This is a genomic window from Alteromonas sp. BZK5 (assembly GCF_014349115.1).
Lineage (GTDB): Bacteria > Pseudomonadota > Gammaproteobacteria > Enterobacterales > Alteromonadaceae > Alteromonas > Alteromonas macleodii.
In genome coordinates, this window is record NZ_JACSOE010000077.1 from 1 (window position 1) to 16,962 (window position 16,962).

Consider the following 16,962-nt stretch of genomic DNA (forward strand, 5'->3'; position numbering starts at 1 on the left):
ATTGACTTCACGAAAAAGCCGAATATATGGCAGCAATGAATCACGTTATTAAATCAACACGGTGTCTTGCAATCGGAGAGGGTCCATATATGGTATAAGTAAGCATGTTCACTTTACCTCAATTCCATCAGTTCCCATTAGAACCCATGTGTCTATACATTCCAGCCTTTCTTTAATCGCGAGTACAGGTATCGCCATACGCACAGGGCAAAAACGATAAACGCGCTGTCTATAATGAGCGAGTTCATGACTAACGAACTAGGGTAGTGAACAGCAAAGTGAGTAATGGCCAATACAACTAACAAGGCGGCGAGACAATTCAACAGCACAAGGTGAGTTTTCATAAGCACTTTTTGCATTAGTGAAGCGATAAGAATAGCTGTCAATGTTACCCAGAAAACAGGTTTTGTGGGCAGCGCCAGCGTTAATTCTAACAATCCAGCCCAAATAAATGCGATAGGCGTGCCCCACACAAAACCCAGCCAAAGCTGGTTTAAGGCATCTTGCTTAGCGCGTTTTGCCAGCCACAAATTTATGCCGGTAACAGAAATAATAGTTAACGCGAACCCCATTAATCCGAAGAATATCTTCATCGCTTCTGGACCAAAGTGGCCGAAGTGTATGCGATATACAGAAAATATCGCTTGTTGGCCTGCATCACCATCTGAATAGCCGACTTTATTGATGTATTGTCCACTGGCATCAAAGCGGTATTGTTCTGAATAAATGAGCTTATCCAAGTGCTGCGAGCCGAGCAGAATATACTGATTGTCTTTGGTCGCGTTTTCCAAAGTAACAAAAATGGGCTGGGTATTGGGCTCCATTTTCATTATGTCGGTCAGCGCTTTTTCTATATTCGCAATGGCTGGCTGATGTTCAAGCTGAATTGATGAACCATAAATGTCGGCAAACAGATCGAGCTTGTTTCCTTCATATAAGGTATCGGCATAAATGGACGTTAAAAACGACGCTAAACCAAAATAAACGCCGGTTAGCGCAATCATCAAGTGAAAAGGTAAGCCCCACACGCTCATTCTATTGTGTAAGTCGCCTTGTGTAAGCTGCTCGTTGTTACCTGTTCGCAAGCGAAAGGCATCTTTAAAAATACGTCTGTGAGCAACAATGCCAGAGATAATCAATGCACTCAAAATAGCACCCAATACACTGACGGCCATCATTCCGATGTCTTCTGGCAAATGAAGAGCGGTGTGTAAATCAACGATCAAATCAGTAATAGGGGTTGTGGATGGTTCACTTAATTCACCGGTTGGAGAAATATTCCAATACTCACCGTCTGCACTAATGCGTGCGCGTGGCAAATCGTGCGTAGGCAAGCGAATGACAATGTTTCCCTGTGTTTGACCCTCTTTCATTTTGAGAAAGCGTTCATAAGCATTTTGAATGCTGCCAGGGGTGTAATCTAGATTATCTGCAATATGGGGTTGTTCCCATCGCAGAAGTTCTTGAGAGAAAACAGATAAAGTGCCTGAAAAGCACACCCAATACATCAACACACTAACGGCTAGACCTAACCAAGCGTGACTTTTTAAGGCGCTTTTATTTGCGCTGGGAGAAATAGAAATACTCATTTTATATACTATACAAGTAGAAGTAACTTAACGCGCTAAGTACACTCAACACCCCCACCGGGCGCCATAGTTTACTGTCTGCACAAAGCCAGTATGCGCCACATCCCCATAATAGAGGCATGGTGTAAATTCCCAGTGCAATCTGGTTTACTTTGCTCATGCTAAGCGCTGTTGTCCACACTACGGTAACTAACATGGCGCAAATAGCACTTAAAAACACACTGCCAAGTAGTTTTACAAGAGCGTTAAAAGCAATAGGGGGAGACGGGGTTGTCAATCCAGATGCGAACGGTAAATCGACGCGTTTTACATCTTTACTTATTCGTTGTCGGGCGAGATAAATCCAACTCCATGCTTGTAACGAGAAAGCGACCACGGCGTAGCAGGTACCTAATTCAGGGCCGTACTCTGTAACCCAAAGGCTTAAACTCGCCAGCATTAACAACAATGCCGAGAGTTTAGCTATACGTTTAAAGGCGATCTGTGTGCTTTGCCAAGCGCGGTAAAACAAACCTATCGCCAATGCGCTGCCTAAAAAGGCAGCGATTGACAGCAGCATAACTTAATCCGTTAAAAATTGAATGAAGCAGACAGTCTGAATGTCCGAGGTTCACTTAATACAAGGTAGTTTGAGCCAGGGAAGCCGCCTACCGACGCCCAGTAATTATTGTCAAAGACGTTATCTACACGAGCGCGAAGTGTGATGTCGGTCATTCCTGCAAGGAAGCTGTAACGAACGCCTAAATCGAAACGATTAGATGCATCGACTTCAAGGCTATTGTCGGCACTGGCATATTGTTTCGAGGTATAGGCCGCACGTGCATCGACAGTAAGCCCTGGAAGGGCATCAACATCCCACTCAAGATTAATGTTTGCTTGTAAATCAGGAACACCAATGGCCGTTTTGCCATCTAGTGTACCGTCTTGAGTTTTCGTCATTTCCGCATCGAGCCAAGTGAATCCGCCCAAAACACGTAAATTTGAAGTTGGCATGCCAAATACGCTTAACTCAAGCCCTTGGTTTTGCTGTTCACCATCGGTACTGAAAACATTGTCTTCAACAATTGAGCTTTGCTTTGAGGTGTTGAAAACACTCAATGAACCACCGTATTGGCCAGCATCATATTTCACACCTACTTCTATTTGCTCGGCGCTGTATGGGTCAAAAACTTCACCCGCGTTGTCAATTGGTTCACCACCGCTTGATGCAGGCGCTACCTCACCAGGAAGCAGTCCCTCGATATAGTTGGCGTAATAAGACACCTGTTCTGACGATTTATAAACAATGCCCACAACCGGCGTGAATTGAGATTCGTCGTAGCCTGACAACTCATCACCTGTATTGTAATCAAAGGTGCGAGTTTCAATGTTTTGTACACGGCCACCAAGGGTTAAGAGAACTTTTCCATCGTTAAACGAAATCATGTCTGCAAGAGCAAAACTTGAAAGGTCTGTTTTTTCTGTGATTAGTGGATTGCTAAGATCGCCACCAATAAAGAAGTCAGCATCGGGCATGGTTGCCGTTACCGGATTATAAATATTTCCAGCAAAGCCGCTAAAATCAGAAAACGCATAGGCATTTTCAGATTCTAGAGAAAAGGTTGATGCAGACGTAATGATCGTGTGTCCCACGCTTGCGGTTTTGAATTCGATATTTAGGCCCACTTCACCTGAGCGAATTTCATCATTTCGAACGTTATCAAAACGGTAAGCTGAAAAGTCGCCATTTGCTTCTGCCTGTCTAGGGTTAGCAAAGACATTATCTTCTTCACCCGATCTGAAACCATACGCCGCCCATGCAGTGATATTGTCGGTAAAATCGTATTCTCCACGAACCGCACCGAAAAATTGACGCTCGTTAGTGTAAGTCCACTCTTGGGCAAAATTGGTGTCGCTGTCAGGCGCTTCTGGAATTGCACTGCCAGGAGTGACTGCAGGGCGTGGTGAGTCAACCTGATGGTCTTGGTAGCCCAAATCCAAAGAAAGACGGAAGTTATCGCTATCGTGATCAATGCCAATAGCAGCAACGCTCAATTCACGATCTTGGTTATCGATACTTGTTTCGCCGCCTCGTTGTACAAAGTTAGCTCTTACGCCGGTACTTTGACTGTCGTCGCCAAATCTGCGGCTTACATCTGCTGCGCCATACCAATGTCCTTGAGACTCGTATCCAAGCGTTACACGGTTTAATGGGTCATCGCCCGCGCGCTTAGGCACTATATTTACCGAACCACCTAAGCCGCTCCCGCCCGGTGCTGCGCCGTTTAGAAATGCACTGGCGCCACGGAAAACCTCAACGCGTTCTGACAACTCGGCAGCAACATATTGGCGAGGTAAAACACCGTACAATCCGTTGTAAGTCATATCGTCAGAATAAACGGGAAACCCGCGCATTACGTAAAGTTCTTGAAAATTACCGAAGCCTTTTGCCACACGAACCACCGGATCGTTTTGCAATACATCGGCGATACTTCTTGCTTGCTGTTCCCTTATGATGTCTGCGGTAAAGTTGGTGCTTGCGAATGGAGAGTCCATCATGTCGAGATTACCTAAAATACCCGCACGACCACCGCGAGATACTTGGCCTCCTGCAAAGCTATCTCGTAATTCAACCTGAGATGCATCAACAGTAATATGCTCAATGTCATCATTATTATTATTTTTTTCTGTTTGTGCATATACAGGCGCGCCTGCACACGACAGGCCGATCATCACGGCCAAGGCACTTTTAAGCAAATTCATGGGAGCTCCAAAAATCAAAAGACAACGAATATGATAACTATTTTCATTTTAAAAAGGCAGGATATGTTCCTTTAAAATATGCATTTCGTCTTTTATTTGAAGAGGACTATCGTGCTTTGTGCCTAGATTTTAGGTAAAAGTCCGCCCACGCTGCTATCCATGCAACGTGGTTGATGGGGCAAAGAGAGTGAAATTATTTTGACTCGAGAAGTTTAATCCAGTGATCAAATACGCCTAGATTTTCGAGAATGATCTTAAAACACATTAGTATAGGCACGGCAAGTAAAACGCCTACCACACCCCATAGCCAACCCGTTATTGCTATCCAAATTATGATTATTAATGGGTTAAGCTGCATACTTCTTCCTAGCACCGCAGGCGTGATGAGTTGTGATTCAATAATATTCAATACTAAAAACAGACCCGCAGGCAGAAATGCACTGCTGGTAAGCCCAAACTGCACAAGCCCAACTACCAGCAATACCACGCAGCTCGCCACACCACCCAAGTAAGGGACAAAGTTCATCAGCGCAACCAGCGCTCCCCAAAGTAACGCATCTTCTATTCCTAAATAGTAAAACACGCCTGCTGTAGCTAACCCTAAGCAAGAGTTTATGATGCTGATGGTGACGATATACGAAGACAGCTCCCGTTGAATTTGATCTACCAATACCAGCGTTCGTCGCTTGTTGGTAACAATGGGGAAGTCTCTTACAAAAACATTGAATAGGTTGGGGCCAAAAACCAACAAGAAGAAAATTAAAACGATACAGGCGAGCACCTGTGCCAGTAAAAATGGCGCGTTACTGAAGAGTGTGAGCCCAATATCTATTCCGCTTTGTTTAATTTTGTCCGTCACAGAGTTTGTATTGTCTTGTGATGGAGAAAGTTCAGGTGTCTTCTCATCGTCACCAAACCAGCTAAAGAATGAACGTTCTTTTTCAACGGGTTCAGCTGGAGGCGTTGCATAAGCGTCGATGTTGCTGCTTATCTCTTCAATTTCTTTGGATATCTCGGCAGCAATTTTGGGGAGAGATTGCATCCAGCGTTCTGCCGGCTCAGCCAGCTCTATACCTAAAAATGTAAACGGCGCGACCAGCAAAATAATCAGGGCTCCTGCTGACAGTGTGCGAGGTATGAATAACCTGCGTGCGAATGCAACAAGAGGGCTCAAAAGCAAAGCTACAAAGGCGGAAAAGAAAAGAGGAACAAGTAAAGACTTGGCAAGGTACAACGTATAAATGACAGCAAAAATCACAAGAATATTTAGCAGTCTGGTTTGTTGGGCTATTTTGGGGAACTTACCAGCATACTTCCCGTTCCCTTTATCTTGATTCGAGCCAGCGTTGTCCATGTCTTAGCCTTGGTAGAAAGTAATCTTGGTAGAACTTTTAATAGTAACAGCGTAAGTGTTACGAAAATTTAATCATTTAAGTTCACTTACCGCACCGCTATAAAAGTCGCTTTTTACTGCTTTACGTAAAACGTTAGCTTACCCGTTTTAAGTAAAGTACCCAAATTAGCCAGTAAACCGGAAAAGACCCATGACGTGGTAGGTGCTACCGTTGAAAAGCTCAACGTTTTAATTGCCGATGATAATCAAGATGCCGCTATTACCATGGGATGGATATTAGAGGAAAAAGGGTGTCAGGTTCAAGTAGTGGAAGATGGGTCATCCGCATTAAAGGCTGTTGCGTCTTTCACGCCCGGTTTAGTGTTGTTGGATATCGGCATGCCGGGTATGAATGGTTACGAATTATGTACGGCACTTCGTCAAAATCGCGCGTTACCAAACGGCACAATGCGCCATAGGGCTTTAAAGCTGTATTGGTTGTCAGCTATAAACCTTCGATGGTGTTACTGGTAACACATTCGATAATATCGCAACGGTGTTGTGATCTTTCTGAGTAAGAAAGGTACTACTAAAACCATGCACGGATTAATTTCTTAATGGAGCGTACTAATGCCCCGCATTACTCGTCGTCACTTCCTTCAACTAGCAGGTTCAGGTTTGCTGGTTGCTCACAGTCCTTATTTACTGGCACAGCCTTCGAAAAAGAAAATAGGCGTGGCGCTGTTAGGGTTGGGCAATTACAGCACAAATTTACTCGCCCCTGCCTTACAGGACACTAAACACTGTGAATTACGGGGGATAATCACGGGGAGCGAGAGTAAGATCCCGCAGTGGCAGCAAAAGTACGGCATTAAAGACAGTAATGTGTACACGTACAGCACCATGGCAGATATTGCGAATAATGACGATATTGACGTTATTTACGTTGTAACGCCTACTGGCACACATAAGGACTTTGCGGTACAAGCCGCAAATACCGGAAAGCATGTGTGGTGTGAAAAGCCAATGGCCATGGATAGCGAGGAATGCCAAGCTATCATAGATGCGTGTAACAAAAATGGCGTGCAGTTGTCGATAGGCTATCGTATGCAGCACGAACCCAATACCCGCACTTTTCATCAGTATCTTGAAACTAAGCCGTATGGAAACTTGACCGCGGTATCGAGCTTTGCTGGTTATGCAGGACAAGGAAGAGCGCCTGATAACTGGCGAATGAAAAAGCACATGGGCGGCGGTGCACTTTATGATATGGGCGTTTACGCGATAAACGGCGCACGCTTTTTAACGGGCCGTGAGCCATTAGCGGTGACGGGAAGTCATCCACCACAGCGCTTTCCAGAGACGTTTACTGAGGTTGATGAAACGACCTTGTTTACGATGGACTTTGGCGACGGACTAGTGGCCGATTGCGGTACCAGTGTAGTGAAAGGGTTTAATCATTTTAAAGCTGATTGTGAAAAGGGCTGGTATCAACTTAAACCCATGCAGAGCTACAGCGGGGTAACGGGCACCACGTCTGATGGAAAAACGCTGGCTCCTATAAACGGTATGCAGCAAACGCTGCAAATGGATAACGATGCTCTTGCCATATTAACTGGACGACAGCCTATGGTGACTGGCAATGAAGGTCTGGCCGATATCCGCATTGTGAACGCTATATTCAAGGCGGCGAAAACAGGGGAAACGGTTGCGTTGTAAGGCGCTTTTGCGCGAATACGCTACCGGACAGTGAATGCCATTTGCTCATTTTGCGACTGGGTCTACCAGACTTTTGTGTCTTAGTTACCGTTCATCAAGAAGGTTAATTAGCGCTTCCAAGTCCTTTTTGTCAGCTAATTCACTAAACCATTGGGATATTTCTGTCGCCTGAATTAGCCCCATTATGGTCCCCAATACAAAACCGCGGTGAACGTTGTCGCCCCCCACGTTGGTGTTCGCAATCAACGCCTTTTTAGGCGTATCAGCATAACGGTAAGCGAAGTACAAAACGGCGGGCCACGCGTCTGAGATATAACACGCTGGCGAATACATACGACCAACAATCTCGATATCGCTTTTGCTTTTTGCCGCTATCGCAGCCAAATTCATGTGCGCAGATTTACGGGCAATATCTTCTAAAATGGCCTTGGGTGATTCACCTTCGCGATGCACTAATTTGTAGATTAACTCAACATAGAAATCGCACACCGATGCTAAAGACTCATCCGGGTGAGTTAAATAAAGGTGACTACGACACAGGCGTTTGATGTCCTCAAGGGCTGTGCTTTTGCTTGCTTCTACTACCGCCAAAGGTGTTACCGACACAAAAGCGCCTATTGAAGCCGTATCATGTGTAGCCGCCCTACATTTGTGTGCTGGAGTACCTTGTTCTAAGTTCGCAAAAAAGCCTCTGTGATAAGACTCAGCGTATGTGTCAGGGTGTTTGGGTTCATCAGCGCGCATAAAGCTAATATATTGAGTTAAAAACTCGTTTTCGTCATACCCTTTAAGTGCGCATGATAAAACGATACGCGCGCAATGTGCATTGAGTGTATTTTCTCCCGCTTTCATACCATGATGGTAATGAATGTTGTCCTTGCCCCAATACTGCCTTTTACCTTTGAGAATAACGTGGCCCACTATCTCTTTTTGATTTGCAGATGCCTTATTCGCGCGCCCACCGTGCTGCGTGGAATGTAGCGACATTATTGAAGACGGATGAAATGATGGCGCATCCTCAAATTGCTCTACCCCTAACGGAAATGCCTTATATATATCTGCCGGGTTGTAATACCAATGCACCGGCATAGCCAACGCGTCGCCGATAAACGCGTTCTTGAGTGCCGCTTTTGCTCGTTTGATTGACAGTGAAGACATTTCTTTAAGCCTACCTCTTACGCAGTACTGTGCGGGATTGAATAATCAAGTACCTTTAAATTACGCACTGTAGGTCGAAAATGATCGTTCTAATGCTCATCGAAAAGCGACTTGTTGCGGATATATTTTCGCATGTAGTGATAAGTAATTGGGCGTAACAACCAGCTGTGAAGCGACATCAAAAAGCGTTTATGGGTAGGCGTGTTTTCGTAAATTTTATCATCGTGCAGCCACAGCATCTTGCCAACGTGCCAGAAGTAAAAAGGGAAGGGCGGCATAAAGGTTATTACATCTAAATCGCAGCAAATGCGATACGTTCTATGGTGTAGCGTGTAGTGCTTATACCAAGAGCGCGTGCCCACTGCGGGCTGTCCGAAAGTCACTACCCTTTTTACTGACTTTGCGTATAAACGCTCAAAGTAATCAGCCATTAATACCGCTACTGCGCCGCCGGACGAATGGCCAATGAATGTAAAGCGCTTGCCTTGCTGCCTAAGTGGTTCAAGCACTTTTACAAGTAGCTCTCTAAGTGGTAATGCTTCATTGGATGTTTTAGTGCTGGAATACATAGGTTGAGCCAATAGCCGCGCAAACCCCCAGTGGACCCAGAATTTTCTGTTTAACTGATTGAGTTTGTTTGGGATAAAGAATAAATTCGCTAGCCAATCTCTTACCCCCAATGATCCGCGAAAAACGATAATGACCTCTTTTTTATTCTCGACCCACAAGATTCTTACGCTCATTCTGCCGTACTTATCGACTAGCTGGCGTTCATAAAAAGGATCTAAGATTTTTTGGTATTGCTCGTCGGCATCAGGGTAGGCGAGTTGGCAGAGAATGGCATATCTTTCATATTGATAGCGTTTCAATTTCTTCATGAAAACTCGTATTGGAGCATTTAGCGTTTTTGAAGCTGAGCCGTTGAAGACTCTTTCACTGAATACTTCACGCTACAGGAAGTTTATTTCAGTGTTATGACGGGGCGCGTCATTTTTCTTTAAATGTCCGTACTCTTTATTGTGTCACTTTGATGTAGAACCACTCTACCTGCGGTAACACGCCTTGATTATGAACATTTTAACTCTCGCTGAGGGGAGAGTTATCTATGCGGACTGGTATTGTTCCACACCCCAAGAATATTTTTCTTTATATCGGCTATAGCACCTTTGGCAATTTTCTTTTCACTGGCTGAAGCAGTGCGCTTCGGGTAAGCAATGGGTTCCATGCAAGCGCAAACAGCATCGGTAAAGAAACGGCTCTTGGCACCGTATACATGCTTGTCACCAAACTTTTGTTGCTCTGGCACCCAATATTTCAGGGGCTGAACTAAGCTTAGTTCATCTTTCGCTCGTGTTATGGCAACGTAAAGTAAGCGTCGCTCCTCTTCAAGCGCACGTTTATCACCCGCTGCGTACTCGTTGGGAAAATTGCCATCGGCAACATTTAGCACAAATACATTCTTCCATTCTTGGCCTTTAGCGCTATGCACCGTCGACAAAATAAGAAAGTCGTCATCAAGCAAAGGTTTGCCCGCCAGATCACCTGTGCTCTGCGGTGGATCTAGTGTGAGTTCAGTTAAAAATCGCTCTCTCGATGAATACTGCCCAGAGATCATTGTGAGCTGTTCAATATCGCCGAAACGTGTGAAATGGTCGTCATAATTAGCTTCCAACAAATCTTTATAAAACTCTGCAATGGCGCTTGTTTGCTCGGTCCATGGAATATTGTTGTGGTGCACGCTATCTAGTAAATCTATAAGAGAAAGGAATGAAGGCTTCGCGGACTCTGAAAGTGCGAAGTCGCGTAAATTACTTATTGCAAAATCATGCTGCTCTAAAGCATTAAACGCCTTCTCGGCTATCTTCGGACCTATACCAGGTAACAACTTAAGCACTCTAAAAGCAGATATTTTGTGTTTGGGGTTGTCTGCCCAACGTAAAATGCAAAGCATGTCTTTTACGTGAGAAGCCTCTAGGAATTTAAGGCCACCGTGTTTAACGAAAGGGATATTACGTCGAGTAAGTTCAAGCTCTAGACGATCGCTGTGATAACTTGAACGAAACAGAACGGCTTGCTGTTTTAAATCAATCCCTTCTTCACGAGCCGCCAAAACTCGCTCAACAATATATTCTGCTTGGAACATGTCATTTTCAACAGTTACCCACTTAGGCATTGGACCGTTGTTACGTTTGCTGAACAACGATACCTTATAGCCTTCTTTGCTTTCTGAAAGAAGGGTATTAGACAAGTTCAATATGTTCGGATGTGACCGATAATTTTGTTGTAGCGTTATCACTTTGCCAGGCAAGGAAAATGCGTCGGGGAAGTTAAGGATATTGTCCACCGTGGCCGAGCGAAATGAATAAATTGATTGGGCGTCATCGCCTACAACGGTAAGACCTTCACCAGTAGGGAAGAAACCTTTTAGAATGCCAGCTTGAAGTACGTTGGTATCCTGATATTCGTCTACCAACACATTGTCGAATTGTTCTCTTACTTTTTGAGCAATAGCGTCGACCTGCGCCATGTGAAAACAGTAAAGCAGTAAGTCGTCATAGTCTAAACTCACTTGTTCAATTTTAGTTTTCGCATAGTGAGCAAACAGCGTGTTCAGCTCTTCTTCCCACTCGCTACAATAGGGGAAATGAGTATCGAGTATGTCGATAAGCGGTGCTTGCGCGTTCACGCAACGAGAGTAAATGTCTAAACACGTTTTCTTTTTAGGAAAGCGCCGATTGACACCGCTAAAGCCAAGTTCGTGACGAAGCAAGTCAAGCATATCCGCGCTGTCGTTACGATCCATAACCGTAAAGTCGGGATCTAAACCAATGAGTGAAGCGTGCTCTCGTAGCAGTCGCGATGCGATTGAATGAAAAGTGCCCATCCAAGGAAGTGTGACCGGATGATACGCCTTTTGTTTCTCACGCAACGTTCGCTCTATTATGCGGTTCGCCCGTGAACTTAATTCCGACGAAGCCCTTCGCGCAAACGTCATCAATAAAATTCGCTCTGGCGCAACACCATGCAATATTAGCTGTGCTGTTTTGTGAGCGAGAGTGTTAGTTTTACCTGTGCCAGCGCCTGCAATAATTAACAGCGGGTGGCGCGTTTCATCGCTCAGCTCCGTTTCGCCCACTCCTACGGAACTCAACCCGTAGTTCACGGCTTCTTGCTGCTGCGGGTTTAATTCAGAATGAGAGAGCATAAAAAATCCTATTGAAGAGCACTTCAATAGGATAAATTAATGCACTGTATATTTAAACAGTTTTGTGTGAATGTATTGATTTCGTTTTAAGCTTTCACTGTAGCAGAGTAAGACAGTTAACGTTCCCATGCTATCTTCAATGATTAAAACCGATACCCCAACATAAAAGCTGCACTAGATTCATATTCATCGGCAACTTTCTGTATATTCACTTCAAAATCTAACGCGATGTTTTCGAAACCATATTGGTGCAAGCTAAACGATACTGCATCGATTGGCTCATCACTTCCATATTGGTTGTAGGTCCTACTTAAGCTAACCGCCAACTTACTATTCAGTTTTGTATATGCATATAGCCCAATAACGGGTTTGGCGTACACAAATGCTTCGTGCTTGTTAGCGCCTGCACCCACGATGATGTCGCTATACACCCCTAAACCCTGCATTACTTCACGTGTAAAGCCTAAACCAAACTCCGATTGCACAATGAGTTTGCGTTTTCGCTCGCCGGTTAGCACGCGATTTATTCCAATGTTAAATGATGATGACCAGTTGCTTATATTTTGTGTAACAGGTACCCGCGACACCATTTGGTAAAGCATGGCCTTGTCCACATAGATATCACCTAAGTTGCTTTGCTCTAAACCAACTCTGAACTCAACGTCGGCCAAGATAAGCTCGGTTTCACCAATCATGCTCCTGTTGTCGTCGGCTAGCCTTCTTGCAACAGGAAAGGCACGAAACGCCATGAACGAACGGCTGTCTTGATGAGTGAAACCGGCAGCAACATAACCTTCTTGCTGGCGAGAGGAAGGAACGGGAAGCTCAGACACGTCTAAAGAAAGGTGCTCATATTTAGCATCAAACGCTGCAATTTCAGCGGAGTTCTTTTGATATTTCTGTTCTGAAATTGTTTGTGCTGACCTAAAGTACTGATTAAGCGCCAGTGCGTATTTGGTTTCAACAAACGAAAGTGATAATGAATCTAGCTGAGCGCGAGCTAAATGCGAAGATATGGCAGACGCGCGTTTACTCCCGATGCTTTCTTCTAAAGTCGTTATTTCCCATTTGTTAGAAGGTACGAATTGGGTTGATGCAACGAGAGAGTTTGCTTGTGCAAACTTAACAACATCAAGAGGGGTCAGCCAGCTTGCTACCTGATTTAGATGAGCAGGACGAGCAATATTTACCAACAACTGAGTAACGGTCGCACAGTTGAATATATGAAAAAAATAAGCGGGGCTCTGCTGTCCCAATTCCCATATGTAGTCTTGCACAAAGTGGCGCTGTTGCTCGTTGAAATCTAGCGTGTATCGCCAAATGTTTCTTTGCTCTTCATAGAGGTAAAACTGCTCAAATTCTTGGTAAGGAGCAACCTTAAATACGCCTTCTTTTCCTGTCATCAATGTTTCGTACATGATGTGAGGAACGTTTAAAGAGTCTAGTTCTGTAAAAAACGTAATACCGTGCTTAACGGGAATACCTTTATCGTTAGTTCCATCTAGACGAAGCATAATATGCCCCATCATAGAGCTAGCAGATGTAACATTTTCTGAGGCGTAAATTAGCTTGATACTATCGGCCGGAACACTTTCTACAAATTTGCGATATTCTGCGCAGTGCTCGGCAGGGGTAATAGATTCAAATTCGGGTATGTAGCGCTTGAGCAACCGTAAACGGGCAGGGTAGTTGCAAATGTTTTGGGTATTACGCTGAAAAAGGTCTATGGTAGCTTGCGCTTCGGCCAACGGGCTGACGAACGACTTTGATATATAAATAGAGGTGTCGTTAGTAATTGGCTTCCCATTTTTAAGTTGTAACAATAGATGCCACAATGGGTCGTTAGCTATTTGCTGTAACGTTGCGCTATCAACTTTTGAGTAGCTAGTTTGAGTAACGTCACTGGCCGTGGAATTAGCTGCGAAAATCAAAAAAAAGGAAGCAAGAATGCTTCCTTTTAGAATTCGTGTAAACATAACTTATTTACAAGGTACGCTTACTGAATCTTGGTATTTCCACATTTTGTCTGAGCCGTAATCGGTAGACGAACCGAATACACCGCCACTAAGAATGTTGATGAAAAACGCAGATTCAACTTCTTTGTTCAAGTTAACGTCGGTACATTTTGCATCGTCAGCAACTAGTACTTTATCTTTGTTCTCTTTCTTTACAGTAACCACGCCAGGCACTGTTTGAGACATGCCGTCAACAGTAACTGTAGTCGTTTCACCGCTAGTTGTCGTAACGTTTATTTTGTGTGTTTCTTCGGTAAGAATGGTGGCACAACCTGAGGTAAGAATAAGGCTTGCAGCAGCTAGTCCAATTATTTTTTTCATTATATTTCCCTTTCTGATTTTGAATGTCGAATTTTCGACGAGCGTTAATATAATGTTTACGCTATAAAAATCAAATAAAGATTGTTTCTAAATTGGTCTGCTGGTGGGAGAGGGCAAATATAAGTAAGCGTATGCGCCAAGATAATGAAGTTAGTGCCAAGTAACCCTGACACTAACTTCATAAATGCGCTTATTTGTGCATACCGCGAATAGGGTAGTTGTTATCAGGATTACGAATCCAGCCCAAACCACTTACTAATGTCTCTAATTCAGGTCTAACAAATGGATTGTTAGAAATATCAGCGACGTGCACATTACCTTCATTGTTCACAACAAACAGCGCGGGTTCAGAAAATGGGTGATCAGTTTCTTGAGGCGACCTTGGATCAGAGATATATACGCCTAATTCTTCCATCTGTTCCACCGTTAAGCCGTACGCAATGGGAAAGTTGATATCCAATCTAGGCAGGTGACTCTCAAGTTGCGCTTCACTGTCGCCAGACACTGCAATGATGTCTACGCCAATTTCGGCTAGATGACCCCTAACACTTTCAAGTTGATTGAGGTATCGAGTGCAAAGTGGGCAATGTTGCCCTCGGTAAATCACCACCATTTTCCAATCAAGACCATTCTCAGGTGTCGCTAACTTTTTAGTGTCACCATTTAACAGCTTTGCCGAAATATCGGGAAAAGCAGAACCTGCATGTAACTTATTGGCGTATTCAGTAGTCACGATAATTCCTTAAAAATGCTTGTGAATGTGAGCTTCAAAACGTTTGAAATCGTTTTCCACATCGGCGTTTTTCATCACGTCAAAGCTTGCGAAAGTTTCCATTGGCTTCATGCCAAAGAACTTAAAATTCATATGCATTGGAAACAGTAAATCGTCTACAGATTTACCTTCGAAAAACTCTTCGCTGTCATTGAATGACTCTTCTGGTGCATTGAGGGTTAAAGACATCATGTATTTAACGTCGGTAAGGGTACCGCCTGTGCCGTAGTTTTTCTTCGGTGATTCGGCAACGCGACCATCGCCGGCACATAAGGCGCCACCCATACCTGCAGTGTAGATTTCATCCATATACTTTTTGAATAACCATGGCACACCCATCCAGTTAATTGGTGCCTGTAGAAGAACGATGTCAGCCCACTGGTGATGGGCCAACTGTTCTTCAACGTCGTGCGCTTCGGCCATTGTCACTACGCGAGTGTTGTAGCCTTTAGCTTCAAGCAGCGTTACTGCTTTATCGACGAAAGATGCGTTTAGCTTGCCTTCCGAGAAAGGGTAATACTGGTGTGCATTAATAATTAGTACATTGCCTGTCTTTGTTGTGGTCATCTCAAAACTCCCAAAAAATTGAATAAAGCTTATTGCTTACTGGTAGTTTATTTTAGTGACCTTTAAACTTTAAACAACTAGTGGTGTTTTGGTAACTATGTTGGGGACTAACGGAATATTGTATAAATTTATTTTGAATCAATTGGTTAAGTGATTAAAGAAAGTGGGTTGCCTCTATAGTACTGCTGCCTGAAATAATAAAGAGTTATTCGTTTAAGGAGATTGAGGGCTTTAAGAGTGTCCATAAGACTGGATCCTTTAGCCATAGAAGAGAGAGCCGAAAAAGTTCTAGAACAACGCTTTAAAGAATGGGAAGCTGGATATAAGAAATGCGGCTGTATATAGATTAAAAAGTAGCTTGCAATAGAATAAGCTGAAAGCACTGCATTGCTATGTTCAAAGAAACGAAGTTAGTATGTTGCAATTAAAATAGGGACTTTTCTCAGTAATGGAAATTTCATTAGAAGAACAAAAAAGCCTACTAAACCAATTCCTCGAGCGCTGGCCAGTTGAAAAGATTAGCCAGTTGACGTTAGAAGAATATATTGATGTAGATAATTATGACACTTTTGCCTATTGGTTAGAGCATAAAACGCGTGAATTAGGATCGATCAGAGGAGGTGATGCTTCTAAATTTGGAATTTATAAGCGAAAACAACCGCCCAAAGGTAACAGGAAGCACATCTCTCACGGAGAGCTTTATTCTTGGGTTAGCCGGTTTGGTAATTCAGAAGAAGACGCTTTTGAAAACGTAAAAGCTAAATTAATCGATATTATTAGACTAGTAGGGGCAGATGATCTTGAAGGTATTGATAATATTGATTTGGGGGATACACTCAAATGGAAAGTTGCTTTTCTTTATCAAAATCAGGGAACCCCAGCCCTCTTAAATATATTCAAACTTGAATCGTTACGACAGATAAGTAATAAACCCAAAGCAACTTTTCCAGAAGCATATCGATTACTGATGGCTGAGCGTGGAAGCAAAAACGTTATCGAATATGGCTTTGACGTGTATAAGCAGCATAAAGCAATGTTACTCCTTGACGATGACGTTGATGACGAGAAGCATTATCAAACAAGTAAATCTTCCGCAGCGCTCAATACAATTCTTTATGGGCCACCAGGAACGGGAAAAACTTATTCCACAATAACCAAAGCAATTGAGATCATTGAACCAAAGTTCTGGGCTGCAAATATAAAAAACAGAGCCGCTTTAAAACAGCGGTTTGATGAGCTTGTAAATTCTAATCGAATAGGTTTTGTTACTTTTCACCAGAGCTTTAGCTACGAAGATTTTGTTGAAGGCATCAAAGCTAATACCGATGAGAATGGCAAAATAAGCTATGACATAGAAGAAGGTATTTTTAAGCAAATGTGCGATGCTGCGTCGTCGCGTGTTGTGACTGAAGAGAGTGATCTCTCTATCGATGTCTCAAGTCGGAACGTTTGGAAAATGTCCTTAGGCAACACCCTAGGTGAAGACGCTTACGTTTATGATCATTGTATTGAACATAATTATATCGCTTTGGGTTATGGCG

General features: G+C 43.6%; 13 protein-coding genes and 1 pseudogene. 3 read left to right on the plus strand and 11 right to left on the minus strand.

The features are described 5' to 3' along the window. Positions 1-152: 152 nt before the first annotated feature. The 4 genes from BIZ39_RS17105 to BIZ39_RS17120 form a co-directional block, all read right to left on the minus strand. The gene (locus BIZ39_RS17105; RefSeq protein WP_187447544.1) at positions 153-1,589 is read right to left on the minus strand and encodes a PepSY-associated TM helix domain-containing protein; all 1,437 of its coding nucleotides are present in this window, start codon (positions 1,587-1,589) and stop codon (positions 153-155) included. Between the two features lies 1 nt (position 1,590). Next, positions 1,591-2,148, minus strand: coding sequence for a hypothetical protein (locus tag BIZ39_RS17110; protein WP_187447545.1), 558 nt, complete (start codon positions 2,146-2,148; stop codon positions 1,591-1,593). 11 nt (positions 2,149-2,159) lie between these two features. After that, positions 2,160-4,331, minus strand: a complete 2,172-nt coding sequence (locus BIZ39_RS17115; protein ID WP_187447546.1) for a TonB-dependent receptor — start codon at positions 4,329-4,331, stop codon at positions 2,160-2,162. Positions 4,332-4,524: 193 nt separating this feature from the next. Next, positions 4,525-5,685: an AI-2E family transporter gene (locus BIZ39_RS17120; protein WP_187447547.1), complete on the minus strand. Its 1,161-nt coding sequence runs from the start codon at positions 5,683-5,685 to the stop codon at positions 4,525-4,527. 195 nt (positions 5,686-5,880) lie between these two features. On the opposite strand from BIZ39_RS17120, the gene BIZ39_RS17125 reads away from it, so the two are divergent. Then, a complete protein-coding gene (locus BIZ39_RS17125; protein ID WP_316248262.1) occupies positions 5,881-6,198 on the plus strand; it encodes a response regulator in 318 nt (105 codons plus the stop codon). A gap of 96 nt (positions 6,199-6,294) precedes the next feature. After that, positions 6,295-7,383 (plus strand): Gfo/Idh/MocA family protein, encoded by a 1,089-nt coding sequence (locus BIZ39_RS17130; protein WP_187447548.1) that lies wholly within the window; start codon positions 6,295-6,297, stop codon positions 7,381-7,383. 84 nt (positions 7,384-7,467) lie between these two features. Here BIZ39_RS17130 and BIZ39_RS17135 read toward each other — a convergent pair whose 3' ends face one another. From BIZ39_RS17135 to BIZ39_RS17165, 7 genes are all read right to left on the minus strand, one after another. Then, the gene (locus BIZ39_RS17135; RefSeq protein WP_187447549.1) at positions 7,468-8,541 is read right to left on the minus strand and encodes an ADP-ribosylglycohydrolase family protein; all 1,074 of its coding nucleotides are present in this window, start codon (positions 8,539-8,541) and stop codon (positions 7,468-7,470) included. A gap of 89 nt (positions 8,542-8,630) precedes the next feature. After that, entirely contained in the window at positions 8,631-9,419 is a 789-nt protein-coding gene (locus BIZ39_RS17140; protein ID WP_014950619.1) for a lipase family protein, read from the minus strand. Between the two features lie 221 nt (positions 9,420-9,640). Next, positions 9,641-11,746, minus strand: coding sequence for an ATP-dependent helicase (locus tag BIZ39_RS17145; RefSeq protein ID WP_187447550.1), 2,106 nt, complete (start codon positions 11,744-11,746; stop codon positions 9,641-9,643). Between the two features lie 143 nt (positions 11,747-11,889). Then, positions 11,890-13,722: a DUF4105 domain-containing protein gene (locus tag BIZ39_RS17150; RefSeq protein WP_262385797.1), complete on the minus strand. Its 1,833-nt coding sequence runs from the start codon at positions 13,720-13,722 to the stop codon at positions 11,890-11,892. A 3-nt stretch (positions 13,723-13,725) separates the two neighbouring features. Beyond that, positions 13,726-14,082 carry a hypothetical protein gene (locus BIZ39_RS17155; protein ID WP_014950617.1) on the minus strand — a complete coding sequence of 119 codons (357 nt, stop codon included), beginning with the start codon at positions 14,080-14,082 and terminating at the stop codon, positions 13,726-13,728. Between the two features lie 190 nt (positions 14,083-14,272). Next, complete coding sequence (locus tag BIZ39_RS17160) at positions 14,273-14,815, minus strand: redoxin domain-containing protein (RefSeq protein WP_187447551.1); 543 nt, start codon at positions 14,813-14,815, stop codon at positions 14,273-14,275. 9 nt (positions 14,816-14,824) lie between these two features. Then, entirely contained in the window at positions 14,825-15,421 is a 597-nt protein-coding gene (locus BIZ39_RS17165; protein WP_187447552.1) for an NAD(P)H-dependent oxidoreductase, read from the minus strand. A gap of 448 nt (positions 15,422-15,869) precedes the next feature. Here BIZ39_RS17165 and BIZ39_RS17170 point away from each other — a divergent pair. Beyond that, positions 15,870-16,962: pseudogene (locus tag BIZ39_RS17170) on the plus strand (ATPase); the annotation flags it as partial.